The 18,762-nt window shown below is 58.6% G+C and carries 19 protein-coding genes and 1 other RNA gene; 7 read left to right on the top strand and 13 right to left on the bottom strand.

Annotation, left to right across the window (positions count from 1 at the left end):
• Nucleotide 1: 1 nt before the first annotated feature.
• The 3 genes from mraZ to rsmI all read right to left on the bottom strand — a co-directional run bounded on the left by mraZ (nt 2) and on the right by rsmI (nt 2,077).
• Entirely contained in the window at nt 2–457 is a 456-nt protein-coding gene (gene mraZ / locus LCH65_RS02375; RefSeq protein ID WP_002555055.1) for a division/cell wall cluster transcriptional repressor MraZ, read from the bottom strand.
• A 307-nt stretch (nt 458–764) separates the two neighbouring features.
• Nucleotides 765–1,122: RNase P RNA component class A (rnpB, locus tag LCH65_RS02370), an RNA gene on the bottom strand.
• An 85-nt stretch (nt 1,123–1,207) separates the two neighbouring features.
• Nucleotides 1,208–2,077, bottom strand: a complete 870-nt coding sequence (gene rsmI / locus LCH65_RS02365) for a 16S rRNA (cytidine(1402)-2'-O)-methyltransferase (RefSeq protein ID WP_003431476.1) — start codon at nt 2,075–2,077, stop codon at nt 1,208–1,210.
• Between the two features lie 280 nt (nt 2,078–2,357).
• On the opposite strand from rsmI, the gene LCH65_RS02360 reads away from it, so the two are divergent.
• The 4 genes from LCH65_RS02360 to LCH65_RS02345 all read left to right on the top strand — a co-directional run bounded on the left by LCH65_RS02360 (nt 2,358) and on the right by LCH65_RS02345 (nt 5,883).
• Nucleotides 2,358–4,172: a penicillin-binding protein activator gene (locus tag LCH65_RS02360; protein WP_024662621.1), complete on the top strand. Its 1,815-nt coding sequence runs from the start codon at nt 2,358–2,360 to the stop codon at nt 4,170–4,172.
• On the top strand, nt 4,169–4,543 hold the full coding sequence (locus tag LCH65_RS02355; RefSeq protein WP_170846025.1) for a YraN family protein: 375 nt from the start codon (nt 4,169–4,171) through the stop codon (nt 4,541–4,543). The genes LCH65_RS02360 and LCH65_RS02355 overlap by 4 nt, the downstream gene beginning before the upstream one ends.
• A 171-nt stretch (nt 4,544–4,714) precedes the next feature.
• Entirely contained in the window at nt 4,715–5,308 is a 594-nt protein-coding gene (locus LCH65_RS02350) for a phosphoheptose isomerase (protein ID WP_226439104.1), read from the top strand.
• On the top strand, nt 5,305–5,883 hold the full coding sequence (locus LCH65_RS02345) for a BON domain-containing protein (RefSeq protein WP_226439103.1): 579 nt from the start codon (nt 5,305–5,307) through the stop codon (nt 5,881–5,883). The genes LCH65_RS02350 and LCH65_RS02345 overlap by 4 nt, the downstream gene beginning before the upstream one ends.
• A gap of 59 nt (nt 5,884–5,942) precedes the next feature.
• On the opposite strand, the gene LCH65_RS02340 is transcribed toward LCH65_RS02345, so the two are convergent.
• From LCH65_RS02340 to rplM, 4 genes are all read right to left on the bottom strand, one after another.
• Nucleotides 5,943–6,362 carry a ClpXP protease specificity-enhancing factor gene (locus LCH65_RS02340; protein WP_003313571.1) on the bottom strand — a complete coding sequence of 140 codons (420 nt, stop codon included), beginning with the start codon at nt 6,360–6,362 and terminating at the stop codon, nt 5,943–5,945.
• A gap of 17 nt (nt 6,363–6,379) precedes the next feature.
• A complete protein-coding gene (locus tag LCH65_RS02335; protein ID WP_003431480.1) occupies nt 6,380–6,997 on the bottom strand; it encodes a glutathione S-transferase N-terminal domain-containing protein in 618 nt (205 codons plus the stop codon).
• A gap of 281 nt (nt 6,998–7,278) precedes the next feature.
• Nucleotides 7,279–7,671, bottom strand: coding sequence for a 30S ribosomal protein S9 (gene rpsI, locus LCH65_RS02330; protein ID WP_002555064.1), 393 nt, complete (start codon nt 7,669–7,671; stop codon nt 7,279–7,281).
• Nucleotides 7,672–7,685: 14 nt separating this feature from the next.
• On the bottom strand, nt 7,686–8,114 hold the full coding sequence (gene rplM, locus LCH65_RS02325; protein WP_002555065.1) for a 50S ribosomal protein L13: 429 nt from the start codon (nt 8,112–8,114) through the stop codon (nt 7,686–7,688).
• Between the two features lie 494 nt (nt 8,115–8,608).
• Between rplM and LCH65_RS02320 the strand changes: the two genes are divergently transcribed.
• Nucleotides 8,609–9,514 (top strand): GlxA family transcriptional regulator, encoded by a 906-nt coding sequence (locus LCH65_RS02320; protein ID WP_161420698.1) that lies wholly within the window; start codon nt 8,609–8,611, stop codon nt 9,512–9,514.
• A gap of 58 nt (nt 9,515–9,572) precedes the next feature.
• Here the strand turns inward: LCH65_RS02320 and zapE are convergent, their stop codons facing one another.
• The 3 genes from zapE to LCH65_RS02305 form a co-directional block, all read right to left on the bottom strand.
• Nucleotides 9,573–10,667, bottom strand: a complete 1,095-nt coding sequence (zapE, locus tag LCH65_RS02315) for a cell division protein ZapE (protein WP_003340671.1) — start codon at nt 10,665–10,667, stop codon at nt 9,573–9,575.
• 62 nt (nt 10,668–10,729) lie between these two features.
• Nucleotides 10,730–12,079 carry a tryptophan--tRNA ligase gene (locus tag LCH65_RS02310; RefSeq protein ID WP_058416191.1) on the bottom strand — a complete coding sequence of 450 codons (1,350 nt, stop codon included), beginning with the start codon at nt 12,077–12,079 and terminating at the stop codon, nt 10,730–10,732.
• 38 nt (nt 12,080–12,117) lie between these two features.
• Nucleotides 12,118–12,747, bottom strand: coding sequence for a thioesterase domain-containing protein (locus tag LCH65_RS02305; RefSeq protein ID WP_003364064.1), 630 nt, complete (start codon nt 12,745–12,747; stop codon nt 12,118–12,120).
• 145 nt (nt 12,748–12,892) lie between these two features.
• On the opposite strand from LCH65_RS02305, the gene LCH65_RS02300 reads away from it, so the two are divergent.
• Nucleotides 12,893–13,336 carry a DUF1043 family protein gene (locus LCH65_RS02300; protein WP_003364066.1) on the top strand — a complete coding sequence of 148 codons (444 nt, stop codon included), beginning with the start codon at nt 12,893–12,895 and terminating at the stop codon, nt 13,334–13,336.
• Between the two features lie 112 nt (nt 13,337–13,448).
• Here LCH65_RS02300 and cysN read toward each other — a convergent pair whose 3' ends face one another.
• The 3 genes from cysN to LCH65_RS02285 all read right to left on the bottom strand — a co-directional run bounded on the left by cysN (nt 13,449) and on the right by LCH65_RS02285 (nt 17,187).
• Nucleotides 13,449–15,347, bottom strand: coding sequence for a sulfate adenylyltransferase subunit CysN (gene cysN / locus LCH65_RS02295; RefSeq protein ID WP_003431487.1), 1,899 nt, complete (start codon nt 15,345–15,347; stop codon nt 13,449–13,451).
• A 10-nt stretch (nt 15,348–15,357) separates the two neighbouring features.
• Entirely contained in the window at nt 15,358–16,275 is a 918-nt protein-coding gene (cysD, locus tag LCH65_RS02290; protein WP_003313577.1) for a sulfate adenylyltransferase subunit CysD, read from the bottom strand.
• Nucleotides 16,276–16,428: 153 nt separating this feature from the next.
• Nucleotides 16,429–17,187 (bottom strand): Nif3-like dinuclear metal center hexameric protein, encoded by a 759-nt coding sequence (locus LCH65_RS02285; protein WP_003364071.1) that lies wholly within the window; start codon nt 17,185–17,187, stop codon nt 16,429–16,431.
• A gap of 111 nt (nt 17,188–17,298) precedes the next feature.
• Between LCH65_RS02285 and algW the strand changes: the two genes are divergently transcribed.
• Nucleotides 17,299–18,459: a Do family serine endopeptidase AlgW gene (gene algW, locus LCH65_RS02280; RefSeq protein WP_226439102.1), complete on the top strand. Its 1,161-nt coding sequence runs from the start codon at nt 17,299–17,301 to the stop codon at nt 18,457–18,459.
• Nucleotides 18,460–18,762: the final 303 nt, after the last annotated feature.

Raw genomic sequence — 18,762 nt, 5'->3', positions numbered from 1 at the left:
GTCACAGGATCAAATCACGTAATTCGTCGGGCATCGCGCCAGGTTTTTGAATGGCAGCCAGGTCAGCATCAGCAAGAGCATTCCAGGCGTCCTCGTCCCACAGTTGAAACTTGTTGAGCTGGCCCACCAGCATTACGCGCTTATCCAGCCTGGCGTACTCGCGCAGGCGCGGCGGCACCAGAAAACGCCCACTCCCGTCGAGTTCCAGATCGACAGCATTACCAATCAGAAGCCTTTGCAGACGGCGGTTCTCTTCACGAAACGTCGCCAGATCACGAAGTTTTGCTTCTATCAGCTCCCATTCGGAAAGCGGATAAAGGCAAAGGCATGGATCAACGGCATCAATGGTCACGATAAGTTGGCCGGCGCTACGCGAATCCAACTCGTCACGGTACCGGCTCGGCATAGCGAGACGGCCCTTGGCATCGAGATTGATCGCATTGGCACCACGGAACACAGGCGCATTCTCCGAATATTAGCTTTTTGCGCTAAAAAAACCCACTTCGTGCCACTTTCTGCCACTTGCGCACACTATAGGAACGCGCCCACCACACCGTCAAGGCACGGTCTTAAGGAAAACCCTTACATTTCGGAGATTTAGGAGAGGTATCGGGGCTAAAAAGGTAATTTTGCGAAGGAACTGACGGATAAATCCCACACAGCTCAAATCGTTGCGATTCAAAGTTAATGTGATTTATGAGCTGTAAGATTTTTTTGGTATTACGGAGGGGTTTTGCTGCGTGAAACGAAGGGGAAGAAAAAAGGTGGAGAGTCGATCTGTAAGCCGGGTTCTGTCGAGAACAGTCATTCCTCTACGACGGCCATCACTGGACGCCTTTAGCAACCTACCCGGTTCCAGCGCGGGCCACGCCTAGGAACCCTATTTGGTCTTGCTCCGAGTGGGGTTTACCTTGCCACGAACTGTTACCAGACGTGCGGTGCGCTCTTACCGCACCTTTTCACCCTTACCGGCACCGAAGCGCTTAGGCGGTTATTTTCTGTGGCACTTTCCGTAGGCTCGCGCCTCCCAGGCGTTACCTGGCACTCCGCCCTATGGAGCCCGGACTTTCCTCCCCCCCTTGTTGCGGAACAACAAGAGGCAGCGACTGTCCAATCGACTCTCCGCCGACAAGGTTAGCGGCACACGCCATCAAGAACAAGCTTTAATAGCATTGTGTGGCTCGCTTACCCCCTTCAAAAGCCCCCGTTACTCCTTCTGTTTCTCCAGCGCCACCTGATACAGCAGGTTCTTGCGCACGCCGGTTATTTCGGCTGCCAGCGCTGCGGCGCGCTTGAGCGGCATCTCTGCAAGCAGCAGATCCAGCACCCGACGAGCCTCTTCACCAATGACATCTTCGTCATCCGGCGGCGTCCAGCCAGCCACCAGCACCACGCATTCTCCGCGCTGCTGATTACTGTCCGATTCGACGAATGCACGCAGCTCACCCAAAGGCAGACCCTTGAGGGTTTCGAAAGTTTTGGTTATTTCACGCGCCAGCAAGGCCTGACGGTCAGCACCGAAGACCAGCTCCATATCCTGCAGGCACTCCAGGATGCGGTGCGGCGCTTCATAGTAGATCAGCGTGCGTGGCTCTTCCCTGACACGCTCGAGCCTGGCCTTGCGACCCGCAGCCTTGGCCGGAAGAAAACCTTCGAAAATGAATCGATCCGACGGCAGCCCGGCCGCAGACAGAGCCGCAATCAAGGCACACGCGCCCGGCACCGGTACAACCTGAACACCTGCGGCACGCGCCTGACGCACCAGGTGATAACCGGGGTCGGAGATCAACGGCGTGCCGGCATCGGAAATCAGCGCAACGTCATCTCCGGCCAGCAGACGTGTAATGAAGCGACTACCCTCATCACGTTCGTTATGTTCGTGACAGGCTGCCAATGGAGTCGAGATGCCGAAGTGCTGCATCAGCCGTGCGGAATGGCGCGTGTCTTCAGCTGCGATCAGCGCGACCTCACGCAACACCTTCAAGGCTCGCACACTCATGTCGTCCAGATTGCCGATGGGAGTCGCCACTACATAAAGCGAACCCGGAGTGGAATTCGAAACAACCGGAACAGTCAAAACGCAAACCTCGCAGGTTATAACAGGTGCTTGGAAAAACTGCATTGTACAGGCTGCGGCGCGGCGGAACGGTTCGCGCGTCAGGATGCCGACAAAAAAGGAATGAAAACATGTTCAGACCCGAGCAAGAAACGCGGCGCACCTCTCCAATTGAACGATTTGGCCGCCAGATGACCTTAACGCGACTGATATCACGGCTTTAAATACCTTCGACATCGCACCCCGGCCAGCGCTTGGGTACAATCCCCCGTTAATTCGCTCGAGTTTCAGGAACATACCAATGATCGCTTGTCTGCGGCTGCTCTCTGCCCTCTGCCTCGCTGCCCTCCTTGCAGCCTGTGCCAGCTCGCCCTCGTCCAGCCTTGGCGAGCTGCCTCGAACCCCTGATGCCAGCATCGAGCAACTGCTCGAGCAGGCCGCCAGCGCCAAAACCCCCGAGCAGGCCGCAACGCTGCGCTTGAGTGCGGCCGATCTGGCCAGCCGCCAGAATGACGCAGGACGCGCCGCGCAAATCCTCGGACAGGTGCAAATCGATCAACTCAAGCCCGGCTTGCAGGTTTTCGCCAGCACACTGTCCGCCGAACTGGCGATGGGCCGTAATCAACCCAAGGCAGCGCTGACCGCCCTGAATCATCCAAGCATGCAGCGCCTGGGCGAGCTGTCGGTCGAGCAGCAGATTCGCACGCACATGGTCAAGGCACGCGCTCTTGAAGCCGATGGCCAGGCGCTCGCAGCCGCCAATGAACGTGTTTATGCCGGCCCGTTGCTGCAAGGCGCAGACGCCAGCGCCAACAATGACGCGATCTGGACACTGGTCTCTGCCCTGCCCGCCGAGCAACTGCAGAGCACAGCGACCGACGATATGGGCGGCTGGCTGAACCTGGCTCGCTCGATCAAGGGCGCAGGCACGCTTGAGCAGCAACAGGCTGCCATCGACAGCTGGAAAGCGCAGAATCCGAAACACCCTGCTGCACTGCAACTGCCAACCGCTCTCGCGCAGCTGCGTGCACTGACCAGCGAGCCGATTACCAAAATTGCCCTGCTGCTGCCGCAGGATGGCCAATTGGCCGCAGTCGCCAAGGCGCTGCGCGAAGGCTTCATGGCCGCGCACTTCCAGGCTCAGCAAGCAGGTGAGAATCCTCCGGCCATTCAGGTCTTCGACAGCTCGCGAATCACCTCGATGGACGAGTTCTACCGTCAGGCTCAGGCCGCTGGTGTGCAACTGGTCGTCGGTCCGCTGGAAAAGAATCTCGTCAAACAACTGAACAGCCGTCAGCAGTTGCCTATTACTACACTGGCGCTGAACTACAGCGATACCAGCAATGAAGGCCCGGCGCAGCTGTATCAGTTCGGCCTGGCCGCAGAAGACGAAGCCCGCGAGGTTGCTCGTCGTGCCTGGGCGGACGGCAAGCGCAGCGCCGTGGCGATGGTTCCGAAAGGTGAGTGGGGCGACCGCGTGCTGGATGCCTTCCGCAAGAGCTGGCAAGCCAAGGGCGGTACGCTGATCGCTGCAGAGCACGTTGATCAGCCGGTAGAACTGGCACAGCAGGTCGCCGACCTGTTCCAGCTGCGCAATAGCGAAGGCCGCGCTCAGCGCCTGCAAAGCACGGCCGGCACTCAGATCGCAGCTCAGCCGAGCCGTCGCCAGGACATCGACTTCATGTTCCTCGCCGCGACGCCACAACAAGCGCAACAGATCAAACCCACCATGGTCTTCCAGTACGCCGGTGACGTTCCGGTCTATGCCACTTCGCACCTGTTCACCAACAGCAACGATCACGCCCAATACATGGACCTGAATGGCGTGCGCTTCTGCGAAACGCCATGGCTGCTGAACGCCGAAGACCCGCTGCGCCAGCAGGTCACCGCACAATGGCCACAGGCTGCAGGCAGCCTGGGTCGTCTGTATGCGATGGGTATCGACGCGTATCGCCTGGCGCCGCGCCTCGCTCAACTCAAGGCGATGCCTGACAGCCGCATTGACGGGCTGTCCGGTAGCCTCAGCCTGAACCCTGGCCGCCGCGTCGAACGCCAGCTGCCATGGGCCGAGTTCGTCGACGGCAAGATCCAGCGCCTGCCGGACACCGCTCCTTGATGCAACGCAGCACCCGCCAGCAAGCAGGGCGCGAGGCCGAAGCCTTCGCCCTGCAGTTTTTGCAGCAGCAGGGCCTGCGCCTGATTGAACAAAACTGGTTATGCAAACGCGGCGAGCTTGATCTAGTCATGCTTGACGGCGATACAGTAGTATTCGTCGAAGTTCGCTACCGGCGCCATTCAGGATGGGGCGGCGCCACGGAAAGCGTCGATTTTCGCAAGCAGGAGAAACTCGTCACAGCCGCACAGCTTTTTCTGCAGCACGCAACGGCCTGGGCCAATCACCCCTGCCGTTTCGACGTGATCGCCATTGAAGGCGAGCCCGGCAAGGCCGCACCACTGAACTGGATCAAGAGCGCTTTTGACAGCTGACCTGGCGCAGTGAAGCAGCAATCCGACTTGAGTCATGACCTGCAACACACTACTAACCGTCACCGATTTCGCTATTTGTTTTGCCGGCTGCACACCTTGTGTGCCGGATAGCTCCCGGGAGAACCCGGCGCATCCGTCCCGCCGCCGTACGCTCTAATTAAGGTCACATTGATGGACATGCAATCCCGAATTCGCCGGCTGTTCCAGGCCAGCATCGAAACCAAGCAACAGGCGATGGAAGTCCTTGCACCCTTTATCGAGCAAGCCAGTCAGGTCATGGTCAATGCCCTGCTCAACGAGGGCAAGATGCTCGCATGCGGCAATGGCGGTTCAGCGGGCGATGCACAGCACTTCTCCTCGGAACTGCTCAACCGCTTCGAGCGCGAGCGGCCGAGCCTGCCAGCGGTTGCACTGACCACCGACAGCTCGACGATCACCTCGATCGCCAACGATTACAGCTACAACGAAATCTTCTCCAAACAGATTCGCGCGCTGGGTCAGCCAGGCGATGTGTTGCTGGCCATTTCCACCAGCGGCAACTCGGCGAATATTATTCAAGCCATCCAGGCCGCACATGATCGCGAAATGATTGTCGTAGCATTGACAGGACGCGACGGTGGCGGCATGGCCTCGCTGCTATTGCCCGAGGATGTGGAGATCCGCGTACCCGCCAATGTCACGGCACGCATACAAGAAGTCCATCTGCTGGCGATCCATTGCCTTTGCGATTTGATCGACAGCCAACTGTTCGGGAGTGAAGAATGACCCCTAATCGTCTCAGCCTACTGGTTCTGACACTGTGCCTCAGCATCACCGGATGCAGTTCGGTGATCACGGCCACTCGCGAAAAACCGATCAAAGACGATCGCGGCACGCGCACCTTCGGCAGCAAGATCGACGATTCACTGATCGAGACCAAGGCAGCCGTCAACATCTCCAAGGCCAACCCTGACCTCGCAGAGGGCTCGCACATCGTCGTGACCAGCTTCAACGGCATCGTGCTGCTGGCTGGCCAGACACCGCGTGCCGACCTCAAGGCAATGGCCGAACAGGCCGCCAGCGCTGTTCAGCGCGTCAAGAAGGTCAACAACGAACTGCAGGTGATGGCACCCTCCTCGCTGCTGGCGCGCAACAATGACGCCTGGCTGACCACCAAGATCAAAAGCCAGATGATCGCTGACGCATCCATTCCCGGCTCGCGCATCAAGGTGGTGACCGAGAACGGCATCGTCTTCCTGCTGGGCCTGGTAACCCAGGACGAAGCCAATCGCGCCACCAACCTGGTACAGGGCGTCTCCGGCGTGCAGAAGATCGTCAAACTCTTCGAGTACATCGACTGACGGGTAACCGACAGGCATGAAAAAGGCGATCCGAAGATCGCCTTTTTTATTGCCGGTTTTTACTTCACGACCTTCAGACTCGGCCTGCCACTCGGACGAGGCGGTTCGCTGTCTGGCGGAGGCGTATCGTCTTCGATCTCGATCTCGATTTCTTCGCCCTCTTCCATGGAGGGCTCCAGATCGAAAACCATGCCCTGACCGTTCTCGCGGGCATAAATACCCAGGATGGCAGCGACAGGTACATAAAGCGTGTGCGGCACACCGCCGAAGCGGCCTTCGAAGCTCACCGCTTCGTTATCCATATGCAGATGACGCACGGCACTCGGCGAAACATTCAAGACAATCTGCCCGTCATTGGCAAACCCTTGCGGGACCTGCACCGACGGGTAATCCGCATTGACCAGCACATGCGGGGTGCAATCGTTATCGACGATCCACTCGTAAAGAGCACGAACAAGATAAGGGCGACTGGAGTTCATTAACGGCTCCTTAAGCCTTAGCGCATTTCACGTTCGGCAGCAGACAGACTCGCCTGAAAAGCCTCACGCGCAAATTGGCGCTCCATGTAATCAAGCAGCGGCTTGGCAGGCCGCGGCAATTCAATACCCAAAATTGGCAAACGCCAGAGTATGGGGAGTAGACAGCAGTCAACAAGACTTAGCTCGTCGCTCATGAAAAAAGCTTTTTCCGCGAACAACGGAGAAACCCCGGCCAGACTCTCGCGGAGCTCCTTGCGCGCCTGAACACGAGCAGGCTCTTTGCTGCGCGTATCCAGAATCAGGTCGACAAGGCCACACCAGTCTCTCTGGATACGATGGATCAGCAAACGACTGTTGGCACGGGCAACCGGATAGACAGGCAGCAGAGGCGGATGTGGATAGCGCTCATCCAGATACTCCATCACCACGGTCGACTCGTACAACGCCAGGTCACGATCGACGAGGGTCGGCACGCTGCCGTATGGATTTACTTCAATCAGCTGCGGCGGATGACGACCTGCCGCCACTTCAATGATTTCGGCGCTGACACCCTTCTCGGCGAGCACAATGCGTACGCGATGAGAATAGTGGTCGGCGGGGTCGGAGTAGCAGGCCAACCGGTTGGTCACGCCCATGGCGATCCTCCTCGCTTGTTAAAATTTATCGGACAGACGAACGAACGCGCTTCAAGGGCGAATCCGATAATGAACACAACATGACAGGCGTTCGTCGCGGGCCACAAGATAGCTCATTTACGCGATGTAAATTCCGTAATCTTCGTCGACAGGCGGATAAATTTCACAATATCGACGTAAAACGAGCAACGCAAAAACATCATGACCGTAAAAATCACGCCCATAAAAAAACGCCCAGCCCCGCGAGGGGATGGACGTTCTTTCTTTGAACGAAGAGCGTATTAACGCTTCGAGTACTGCGGACGCTTACGCGCTTTACGCAGACCGACTTTCTTACGTTCAACTTCACGAGCATCGCGAGTCACGAAGCCTGCTTTACGCAGAGCACCGCGCAGTGTCTCGTCGTACTGCATCAGAGCGCGAGTGATACCGTGGCGGATTGCGCCAGCCTGACCACTTACGCCGCCACCGATAACGGTGACGTAGATGTCGAACTTTTCAACGGTCTCGGTCAGTTCCAGCGGCTGACGAACTACCATGCGGGCAGTTTCGCGGCCGAAGAAATTGTCCAGGGAGCGGTTGTTGATCGAGATGTTACCAGTACCCGGACGCAGGAAAACGCGAGCGGTTGCGGTCTTGCGACGGCCAGTGCCGTAATTTTGAGTCGCCGACATAATGAACTATTCCGTTAAAACTTCAGTTCTTGGGGCTGCTGAGCAGTATGAGGGTGTACAGCGCCCGCATAGACTTTCAGCTTACGATACATGTCGCGACCCAGCGGGTTCTTAGGCAGCATGCCTTTGACCGCGGTCTCGATCACGCGCTCAGGAGCTTTGGCGATCAGCTTTTCGAAGTTGATCGACTTGATCCCGCCCGGAAAACCGGAGTGTGAGTAGTAGATCTTGTCGGTGGTCTTGGCACCAGTAACGCGGATCTGCTCGGCATTGATCACGACGATGTAGTCGCCGGTATCAACGTGCGGAGTGTATTCCGGTTTGTGCTTGCCACGCAGACGGCTCGCGATTTCGGTGGCCAGACGACCCAGGGTCTGACCAGCAGCGTCGACGACGAACCAGTCGCGCTTAACTGTTTCCGGTTTAGCAGTAAAAGTTTTCATTCTTTATAGCCTCAGGGGCCGCCCTGAAAATTAGACGGCGGATCTTACTGAATAGTGCGTACTTTGACAAGTCAAAGGCAGCCGGAAACAGACGCTATCGGGGGCTCGGGTCAGCGCGTCCGTTATACGGCAAGATTCTTCGGCAGACGGCGCATCACTTCCACTGCAAAGAGCTGGCGGATTATACAGACTGTAAAAATAACCTCAACCGGATTTTTTGTTCACATTCTGTTTATTGCCTGCGAGGCGTGGATTGGCGGATATTGATCCTCTTAGCACAAAGCCATCATGGGTGCCCTGCCAAGGGGCTCCACGTAACGAGACTGGACAGTTTTGGCAAAAAATAAGACGATCCAGCCGTAGCTTGACCATTTACCCATATAAGAATAACGATTATGCCGATCCGACACGCCACTCTTCTGCGCCGCGTAAGCATTCTGACCACGGACAAGATGTTTGCCTCCACTGTCATGCAGGCCAAGGACTTCTTCCACCTGGCGAGCCTGCGCTACAGCAAGCAACTGGGCCACGGCCTGGTGCCCGCCTTCGAAACGCGCCTGGTCAGCCCCGACGGGCTGCCTGTCAGCAGCTTCAGCGATGTCACCCTGCCGGTCGACGGCGCGCTGTGCCAGAGCGACATTATCGTCATCCCGGCCTTCTGGGACGATTTTGAAACCCTCTGCCAGCGTTATCCACAGACCCTGCCGTGGTTGCGCGAACAGCACGCCAACGGCGCCGTACTCTGCGCCGAAGCCACCGGTGTCTACTGGCTTGCCGAAGCCGGTTTGCTGGACGGCAAGGAAGCGACGACCTACTGGCGTTTTTTCAGCGCATTTGCCGAGCGCTATCCCAAGGTCCTGCTCAATCAGGAGAAGCACCTTACCGACGCCGACAACGTGTATTGCGCGGGCGGCACGACCTCAGCCTGCGATCTGTATATTTATCTGATCGAGCGCTTCTGCGGCGCCAATGTCGCCCAGGCCGTCGCCCGCGACATCCTCTATGAAGTGCGTCGCACCTACTCGCCGGGGCGAATCGGTTTTGGCGGTCAGAAGCTTCATCAGGACGTGGTCATCCTGCAAATTCAGCACTGGCTGGAAGAGCACTTTGCCGACAAGTTCCGCTTTGAAGACGTGGCCCGCGAGCATGGCATGAGCATTCGCAATTTCATGCGCCGCTTTCAGACCGCCACGGGCGACAAGCCACTGCATTACCTGCAAAGACTGCGGATCGAAACGGCGAAGGGATTGCTCTCTGGGACGCGCAAGAGCATCAAGACCATCAGCTATGAAGTGGGCTACGACGACGCCAGCTTCTTTGCCCGACTGTTCCGCCAGCACACCGAGCTGTCACCCAATCAGTACCGGCAACAGTTCGAAGGCCATAAAGAGCGGCTTTGAGGTACAAGGCGCAGCGTGATCGAGCTTCAGGCCTGTCGCCTGAAGCTCGCCGCAACTGCTAAGGCTTGTGCGCCCGCGAGAGGAATTCGTGGGATTGCATTTCCAGCAGGCGGCTGAGGGTACGCTGGAACTCGAACATCAACCGGCCGCCGGTGTACAGGTCCTTCAATTCAACCTCGGCCGAGATGATCAGCTTGACGTTGCGATCGTAGAACTCGTCGACCATGTTGATAAAGCGCCGGGCGATGTCGTCAGTAGCAACGTCCATCTGCTCGACGCCGCTGATCAGCACGGCATGGAAGATCTTGCCCAGCTCGATGTAATCGTTCTGACTGCGCGGGCCGTCGCACAATTCACGGAAGTCGAACCAAGCCACGTCGTCACAGGTGCGCAGCGCGCGGATCTCGCGATTTTCGATCATCAACACATCGTTTTCGATGGTTTCTGCGCAATCCGGCGTCAGGGCCTTGAAGCTTTTACGCAGGCTTTCCTGTGCAACTTCGTTAAGCGGAAAGTGAAACAGTTCGGCCTGTTCCAGGTGGCGCAGACGGTAATCGACGCCACTGTCGACGTTGACGATGTCGGTGTTCTGCTTGATCAGCGCGATGGCCGGCAGGAAACGCGCCCGCTGCAGGCCGTCCTTGTACAGGCCGTCCGGGACGATGTTGGACGTAGCCACCAGCGTCACGCCGTTCTTGAACAGCTCTTCCATCAGCGTGCCGAGGATCATGGCATCGGTGATATCGGAGACGAAAAACTCGTCGAAGCAGATGACCCGCGCCTCGTCGGAAAACCGCCTGGCGATGATCGTCAGCGGGTTTTTCTCGCCCTTGAGGGTCTTCATCTCTTCGTGCACGCGCTTCATGAAGCGGTGGAAGTGCGTACGGACCTTGTCCTGGAACGGCAGTGCGTCGAAGAACGTATCGACCAGATACGTCTTGCCGCGGCCTACGCCACCCCAGAAGTACAGCCCCTTGACCAGCGTCTGCTCTTTCTTGCCGAACAGTTTGCCGAACAGGCCAGGCTTGCTGTCGTGAGCGGCGATCAGATCGTCGTACAGGCGCTGCAGATGACGCACAGCGTTTTCCTGCGCGGCATCGTGAAAGAAGTCCGGGCGTTTCAGATCAGCTTGATATCGTTCTAGGGGCGTCATAATTCGTTAGCAAGGCAACAAAAACGGGTCGTCACTGTAGCGACGACCCCGGGGATTGGCAATCAGTCCTGTTGAGGAGCGAGCGCCAGCTTGAGAGTTTCGATGGCACTGTCGCGCGCGGCAGCGTCGGCGAATACCGGACTGTCCGCCACACAGGCGCCGTCCAGCCACAGCGTGAAGCGATCGTCTTCGCTGCGCAGGTCCAGTTCGCCGCCCTGCTGCAACTGCTTGCTGACCACGCCTGCAGCCTTGCCATCGGCAAAGTTGCGCGACAACAGCAACTGCTCGCCATCGGCTGCCAGCAGGCGGAAACGGAAGCTGCCGTCGTCTTCACGGAAGCTGACGAAACGAGCGCCCTTGCTGGCCTTTTTCTTGCCGGTGTCGGCGTTCTGCACCACGGTACGGAACGACCGCAGGCCCACCGCCTCGCGCAATTGCTCGAGAAACGGAGTGGCGACGCGACGGGCTTTCTGCGCGCCAGCGAGCAGGATGTCTTCGAGATCGGCAGGACGCTCGATCAGCCCCAGATACTTTTCACGGGGTTCGCTCAGTTGTGCATCCAGCAACGTGAACAGACGATTCTTGGCTTCGCCCCAGCCCAGGCCCTGCAACAGGTCAGAGCGGAATTCAGCGCACTGCTCGGCCGTCGAGAACGCCTGGTACAGAGTAAACAGGTGCGAGGTGTCCGGGTCTTTCGCTTCGCCCGGCGCACGCGAGTCGGTGACGATGCGCGATATCGCGCCTTTCATGTCCTTGGCACCGCTGAACAACGGGATGGTGTTGTCGTAACTCTTGGACATCTTGCGACCGTCCAGGCCTGGCAGCGTGGCTACGCTCTCTTCGATCAATGCCTCGGGCATGACGAAGAACTCCTTGCCATTGCCGAACAGGTGATTGAAACGCTGGCCTATATCGCGGGCCATTTCAACGTGCTGAATCTGATCACGCCCTACCGGAACCTGATGCGCATTGAACATCAGGATGTCGGCAGCCATCAGCACCGGGTAGCTGTACAGCCCCATGGTGATGCCTGCATCCGGGTCTTCGCCACTTTCCACGTTCTTGTCCACCGACGCCTTGTAGGCGTGGGCGCGATTGAGCAGGCCCTTGGCCGCGACGCAGGTGAGCAGCCAGGTCAGTTCCGGGATTTCGGGAATGTCCGACTGGCGATAGAAGGTCACACGATCAACGTCCAGCCCCGCTGCCAGCCAGGTCGCGGCGATTTCCAGACGCGAGCGCTGAATGCGCAGCGGGTCATCGCATTTGATCAGCGCGTGGTAGTCGGCCAGAAAGTAGAACGAGTCGAAATCGCTCTGACGGCTGGCGACAATGGCCGGGCGAATGGCGCCCGCGTAGTTGCCCAGATGGGGAGTGCCGGTGGTCGTGATACCGGTCAGGATACGAGTGGTCATGGCAGGTCGCTTATCAATAGGATGCAATACGGCTGCAATCAGCTGGAAAGTCGCGGCAGGAGCAGATCTTTCAGATCAGTCAGCTTGCCGTGAAAAAAGTGTCCGCATTCTGCCACTTTCAGCAGCTCATGGGGACGTTGCAACGCGGCGGACCATGCATAGACGGTCTCGGGCTCGATCACTTCGTCGTTCTCGGGCTGAATGATCGTCAGCGGGCAAGCCTGGGGCAGCACGCTCTGATCCTCGAGCCGCGAAGCCGCAGCAGCAACCAGAAACACGTGCGTGAGCTTTTCACCCTGCGCTTCCAGCCTGCCACCCAGGTTTGCAGCAACGTAGCCGCCAAAGGAAAATCCGAACAGGGTCATCGGCAGATCCGGATGTTGCGCCCGCAGCCATCGGGCGGCTGCCTGGGCATCATCAATCTCGCCCGGCCCGGCAACCGACGTACCGGCACTGGCGCCGACGCCGCGATAATTGAAGCGCAATGTGATCAAACCCTGATCGCGTGCGGTGCGCTGCAACGTCGAAACGACTTTATTGAGCATCGTTCCGCCCTGTATCGGGTTAGGATGGCAGATCAGTGCAACACCTCGGGCGTCGGGGACGTCCTGATACAGCGCTTCGAGCTGGCCCTCAGGGCCATCGATAAATAATGGGGTTTCACGCATGAGCAAAACAGAACTCCGTGACCTCGAAATGGGTCGACTCGTCTAGCTGATTGTCTGCGGCATGCATATCAACGATACGTCGCGGGTATACAGCGCAGGTTCGAGCCGTTAACGTAAAGCAAAGCCGTTTATAGAGGAAGGACTCGTGGAACACTCGCTCTTAGTCTGGTTGTTGCCGACGCTCGCCCTGGTGGCCGGTGTCGTCATTGGTTTTCTGGTGGCACGCCTGCTGCCCAACACCGTTCCGAACAGCACCCAGCGCCAGCTGGATGACATTCAGGAGCGTTTCGACACCTATCAGAACGAGGTAGTCACGCACTTCAACAGCACGGCCAATCTGGTACAAAAGCTTTCACAGAGCTATCAGGATGTTCAGGAACACCTTGCCGAGGGCGCCAACCGCCTGGCTCTCGACGAGCTGACCCGCCAACGCCTGCTGGCCGCCCTGCACCCTGAGGCCAATCATGCGCACCGCGATCATCGCGACCGCCTGACCCCGCCACGCGACACTGAAACGCCCAAGGATTACGCCCCCAAGTCGCCCAACACCCCGGGCATGCTGGACGAGCATTACGGCTTGAAGAAGTAAGCTTTCACAGCCACACAAAAAGCCCGCCGCAGAGATTGTCTGCGGCGGGCTTTTTTGTGGGATCGACACTGCAATCCCCTGCAGATGTAAGCCCCTTGCTAGAGGCTATGAATCAGATCGCGCCGCGGCTGCGCAGCAGATCCAGCACCTGCCTGACGCTTTCTTCAACGTTGAGTGTCTGCGTGTCGATCACCAGATCGGCATTCAGCGGCACGTCATACGGGAAGGACTCGCCAGGGATATTGTCGCCATCAGCGGCATACAGGCCCTGTGGATCACGCTCGCGGCAGACCGCTGGCGATGCCTGCACATAGACCGTGAGCAGACGATCCTTGCCGATCAGCGCCTTGGCGCGCTCACGCCCTTCGGCGTCCGGCGCAACGAATGCGGCCAGAGTCAGCAGGCCGGCTTCGTTGAACTGACGCGCCACATGAGCAGCACGGCTCCAGTTCTCGGTACGACCGGCACGATCCTGTGGCAAGCCCTTGTTCAGGTCATGACGCAGGTTCTGACCGTCCAGTACATAGACCGCACGGCCCATGTCGAACAGCTTGCGCTCGACCGCATAGGCCAGCGTGCTTTTGCCCGCGCCGGACAGGCCGCTGAACAACACGGTGGCCGGTTGCTGACCGAAGCGCTGCGCGCGCTCCTCTGTGGAGACGTGGGCCAGTTCGCCATGGTGCTGCGAGCCACCACCTGAAACCGGCTTGGCAATGATCATGCCTGCCGCAACGGTGCCATTGGTCAAACGATCGATGACGATGAACGAACCCGTGGTGCGGTTGCTGCTGTAGCCGTCCAGCGCGATGGGCGCATCGAGGCTGACCTTGACCCGGCCGATCTCGTTCAGTTGCAACGAGCTGGCAGGGCCCTCCTCCAGCGTATTCACATCGACCCGGTGGGTGATGCTGGCAATAGAGCCCGGCACATAACTGGTGGCGCGCTTGATGTCGTACTTCTTGCCCGGCAGCATCGGCTCTTCGGCCATCCACACCAGCATGGCCTCGAACGCATCGCTGACCTGCGGAACGTTGTCGGCATGCACCAGCAGGTCACCACGGGAAATGTCGATCTCGTCTTCCATGGTCAGCGTCACTGCCTGGCCCGGCCCGGCCTGCTCCAGCTCACCTTCAAAGGTGACGATGGACTTCACACGGCTGCTCTTGCCCGATGGCAGCACGATGATCTCGTCGCCCTTGTGCACGATGCCGCTGGCCAGCGTACCGGCGAAGCCACGGAAGTTCAGGTTCGGACGGTTGACGTACTGCACCGGGAAACGCAGGTCCGCATAGTTGCGGTCGCTGGCGATTTCGACCGTTTCGAGAATTTCCATCAACGACTGGCCGGTGTACCACGGCGAACGCTCGCTCTTGTTCACCACGTTGTCGCCCTTGAGCGCCGACATCGGCACAAAAGCCATGGTGGTCGGCTTGAACGCTATGCCCTCGGCAAACTTCAGGTAATCGGCCTTGATCGACTCGAAAACGCTTTCATCGAAGCCGTTGAGGTCCATCTTGTTGATGGCGACGACGATGTGCTTGATGCCCAGCAGCGAAGCGATGTAGCTGTGACGACGGGTCTGGGTCTGCACGCCATAGCGCGCGTCCACCAGAATGATCGCCAGGTCACAGGTCGACGCGCCGGTGGCCATGTTGCGGGTGTACTGCTCGTGGCCCGGGGTGTCGGCAATGATGAACTTGCGCTTGGCCGTGGAGAAATAGCGATAGGCGACATCGATAGTGATGCCCTGCTCCCGCTCGGCCTGCAGACCATCCACCAGCAACGCCAGATCGACGTCATCGCCAGTGGTGCCGGACTTCTTCGAGTCACGGGTGATGGCTTCCAGGTGATCTTCGTAGATCATCTTGGAGTCGTGCAGCAGACGCCCGATCAGCGTGCTCTTGCCGTCATCGACGTTGCCACAGGTAAGAAAGCGCAGCATTTCCTTGCGTTCGTGCTGGCCCAGGTAGGCGAGGATGTCCTCGCTGATCAAATCAGATTGATGCGACATGTGACACCCCTTAGAAATAACCCTGACGTTTCTTTTCTTCCATCGAGCCAGCGCCGTCATGGTCAATGACCCGGCCCTGGCGCTCGGAAGTTCGCGTCAGCAACATTTCCTGAATGATGTCGGTCAGGCTGGTCGCTTCGGACTCGACAGCACCGGTCAGCGGGTAGCAGCCGAGGGTGCGGAAACGGACCTTTTTCTTGACGATGCGCGACTTCTCTTCATCGGTGAGATGCTCGAGGATGCGCTCGTCGTCGATCATGATCAGCGTGCCGTTCTTCTCGATGACGTCGCGCTCGGCGGCGAAATACAGCGGCACGATCGGGATGCCTTCGAGGTAGATGTACTGCCAGATGTCCAGCTCGGTCCAGTTGGAGAGCGGGAACACACGGATCGACTCGCCTTTGTTGACGTTGCCGTTGTAGACGTTCCACAGCTCGGGACGCTGGTTTTTCGGGTCCCAGCGGTGCTTGCTGTCGCGGAACGAGTAGACGCGTTCCTTGGCCCGGGACTTTTCTTCATCGCGTCGGGCACCGCCAAAGGCGGCGTCGAAACCATGCTTGTCGAGCGCCTGCTTCAGGCCCTCGGTCTTCATGATGTCGGTGTGTTTGGCGCTGCCGTGGGTGAACGGGTTGATGCCCTGTGCCACGCCATCGGGGTTGATGTGGGTGATCAGGTCCAGCCCCATTTCCTCGACCATCTGGTCGCGGAAGCGATACATCTCCTGAAATTTCCAGCGCGTATCGACGTGCATGACCGGGAATGGCAGTTTACCGGGGAAGAATGCCTTGCGCGCCAGGTGCAGCATCACGGCCGAATCCTTGCCGATCGAGTACAGCATCACCGGGTTATCGAACTCGGCGGCGACCTCGCGGATGATGTGGATGCTTTCCGCCTCCAGCTGTTTCAGATGCGTCAGTTTGTCAACCATGGCTACTCACGGATTGCGTTCGTTATGGACCGGGAAACCCCGGGGCGGCCAGCGGGCCGTATTCGAGCCGGGCACTTTAACATGCGTGATATCGCTAATCAGCGACGCAGCTAGATCGAAACGATCTATGCATATGCCCTGCTGTTTGATCGTTCAAATCGGGTTCGGGCAGTCGATGAAGATATGCTCGAGCGCAAACCGTCGCGCCAGATAATCGCCCAGCGCCTGCACGCCATAGCGCTCGGTGGCATGATGACCGGCCGCAATGAAGCTGATGTCATTCTCGCGTGCGCTATGAAACGTCTGCTCTGACGCTTCGCCACTGAGGAACAGATCGACGCCTTCCAGCACTGCCTGATCAATGTAGTTCTGACCACCGCCCGTGCACCAGCCGACACGGCGAATCATCTGACTGCCTTCGATGAGCAATGGCTCACGCCCCAGCGCATCCTGCACGCGACGGGCAAAATCCCGCGCAGTCATGGGCTCGGACAACGAGCCGATCAACCCGACCACACGCGGGTTTTCAGGGTCCAGAGGGCCTTCGACCGTGATGTCCAGTTGACGCGCCAGTTGCACGTTGTTGCCCACCTCGGGATGCACATCCAGCGGCAGGTGATAGGCCAGCAGGCTGATGTCGTGTTTGAGCAAGGTCTTCAGGCGACGCTGCTTCATGCCGACGACACACGGGTTTTCGCCCTTCCAGAAATAACCGTGGTGAACCAGAACCAGATCAGCCTGGGCATCGACTGCCGCATCCAGCAGGGCCTGACTGGCCGTCACGCCGCTGACGATGCGCATGACTTGCGGCCGCCCTTCGACCTGCAGGCCATTGGGGCAGTAATCCTGAATCCGGGCACTGTTCAGATAGCGGTCGGCTTCTTCGACCAGGGTGCTCAGGGCAACAGCCATAAAAGACTCCTAAATATGCAGTTCAGAGCTGCGTTGTACTCGTATAATGCCCGCCATTATGGCGCACCCGTGGCAAAACTTTCTGCGCCCGCAACCATCAGGACTTGTTAAATGTTCAAGGCACTGCGTTTTTTCGGCTGGCCATTGCTGGCTGGCGTGCTTATCGCCATGCTGATTATTCAGCGCTATCCGCAGTGGGTCGGTCTGCCGAGCCTGGATGTCAATCTGCAACAGGCCCCACAGACCACCAACGTCATGCAAGGTCCGTCTTCCTATGCCGACGCGGTCATTGCCGCAGCGCCCGCGGTGGTCAACCTCTATACCACCAAGATGGTCAACAAGGGCAACAATCCGCTTTTCGAAGACCCGCAGTTCCGCCGCTTCTTCGGCGACAACACGCCCAAGCAGAAGCGTATGGAATCGAGCCTGGGTTCTGGCGTGATGATGAGCCCTGAAGGCTACATACTGACCAACAACCACGTCACCACTGGCGCTGACCAGATCGTGGTAGCGCTAAAAGACGGCCGCGAAACCATTGCCCGGGTCATCGGCAATGACCCGGAAACCGACCTGGCGGTGCTCAAGATCGATTTGAAAAACCTGCCCGCGATTACCATCGCGCGCTCTGACAGCATCCGCATCGGCGATGTTGCGCTGGCGATCGGCAACCCGTTCGGGGTCGGCCAGACCGTGACCATGGGGATCATCAGTGCCACCGGGCGCAATCAATTGGGCCTCAATACTTATGAAGACTTCATTCAGACCGATGCGGCCATCAACCCGGGTAACTCGGGCGGTGCGCTGGTAGACGCCAGCGGCAATCTGATCGGTATCAATACCGCGATTTTTTCCAAGTCCGGCGGCTCCCAGGGCATCGGCTTCGCTATTCCGACCAAATTGGCAATGGATGTCATGAAGTCGATCATCGAGCACGGTCAGGTCATTCGTGGCTGGCTGGGCATCGAAGTTCAACCCCTGACCCAGGAACTGGCCGAATCCTTCGGGCTGAAGGATCGTCCAGGTATCGTTGTGGCCGGCATCTTCCGCGACGGACCGGCGCAGAAAGCCGGCCTGCAAATGGGCGACGTGATCCTGAGCATCAATGGCGAACCTGCCGGCGATGGTCGTCGCTCGATGAACCAAGTGGCGCGCACCAAACCCAAGGACAAGATTGCTATCGACGTGATGCGCAACGGCAAGGAAATGCGCCTGAGCGCCGAAGTCGGCCTACGCCCACCACCCGCCCCGACACCCGCCGCAGCGCCGGAGTGATGCGCCATTACCTGAAAGTGCGGTACAGCACAGATCTGTGACGCCGGGAATAAAGGGCGTCCGGGCTTCTGCCCGAAGGGCGTGAGGGGCGAGCTTGCTCGCGAAGAAAGTGTTTCAATCGATGCATTTTCGGCGCTTGTGCAGGCCTTTTCGCGAGCAAGCTCGCTCCCACAGGTCCGGAGTGTTTTCAAGCCATGCGAGACACTCACACAGGTCCGAAGTGTTTCAAGCCATGTGGATGCTCTGCGGCAGCGAGATCTTGTGGGAGCGAGCTTGCTCGCGAAGGCGGATTACCTGATCAAT

This window comes from Pseudomonas sp. MWU16-30316, from assembly GCF_020515645.1.
GTDB lineage: Bacteria > Pseudomonadota > Gammaproteobacteria > Pseudomonadales > Pseudomonadaceae > Aquipseudomonas > Aquipseudomonas cerasi.
The sequence above is the reverse complement of the archived record's forward strand: the minus strand, read 5'-3'. Positions and strand labels throughout refer to the sequence as shown.

Excerpts from the sequence above, each read along its gene's own strand:
- LCH65_RS02360 (WP_024662621.1), top strand. The coding sequence starts at position 2,358 with ATGATCGCTTGTCTGCGGCTGCTCTCTGCCCTCTGCCTCGCTGCCCTC.
- LCH65_RS02350 (WP_226439104.1), top strand. The coding sequence starts at position 4,715 with ATGGACATGCAATCCCGAATTCGCCGGCTGTTCCAGGCCAGCATCGAA.
- LCH65_RS02345 (WP_226439103.1), top strand. The coding sequence starts at position 5,305 with ATGACCCCTAATCGTCTCAGCCTACTGGTTCTGACACTGTGCCTCAGC.
- LCH65_RS02340 (WP_003313571.1), bottom strand. The coding sequence starts at position 6,362 with ATGAACTCCAGTCGCCCTTATCTTGTTCGTGCTCTTTACGAGTGGATC.
- LCH65_RS02335 (WP_003431480.1), bottom strand. The coding sequence starts at position 6,997 with ATGGGCGTGACCAACCGGTTGGCCTGCTACTCCGACCCCGCCGACCAC.
- rpsI (WP_002555064.1), bottom strand. The coding sequence starts at position 7,671 with ATGTCGGCGACTCAAAATTACGGCACTGGCCGTCGCAAGACCGCAACC.
- rplM (WP_002555065.1), bottom strand. The coding sequence starts at position 8,114 with ATGAAAACTTTTACTGCTAAACCGGAAACAGTTAAGCGCGACTGGTTC.
- zapE (WP_003340671.1), bottom strand. The coding sequence starts at position 10,667 with ATGACGCCCCTAGAACGATATCAAGCTGATCTGAAACGCCCGGACTTC.
- LCH65_RS02310 (WP_058416191.1), bottom strand. The coding sequence starts at position 12,079 with ATGACCACTCGTATCCTGACCGGTATCACGACCACCGGCACTCCCCAT.
- LCH65_RS02305 (WP_003364064.1), bottom strand. The coding sequence starts at position 12,747 with ATGCGTGAAACCCCATTATTTATCGATGGCCCTGAGGGCCAGCTCGAA.
- cysN (WP_003431487.1), bottom strand. The coding sequence starts at position 15,347 with ATGTCGCATCAATCTGATTTGATCAGCGAGGACATCCTCGCCTACCTG.
- cysD (WP_003313577.1), bottom strand. The coding sequence starts at position 16,275 with ATGGTTGACAAACTGACGCATCTGAAACAGCTGGAGGCGGAAAGCATC.
- LCH65_RS02285 (WP_003364071.1), bottom strand. The coding sequence starts at position 17,187 with ATGGCTGTTGCCCTGAGCACCCTGGTCGAAGAAGCCGACCGCTATCTG.
- algW (WP_226439102.1), top strand. The coding sequence starts at position 17,299 with ATGTTCAAGGCACTGCGTTTTTTCGGCTGGCCATTGCTGGCTGGCGTG.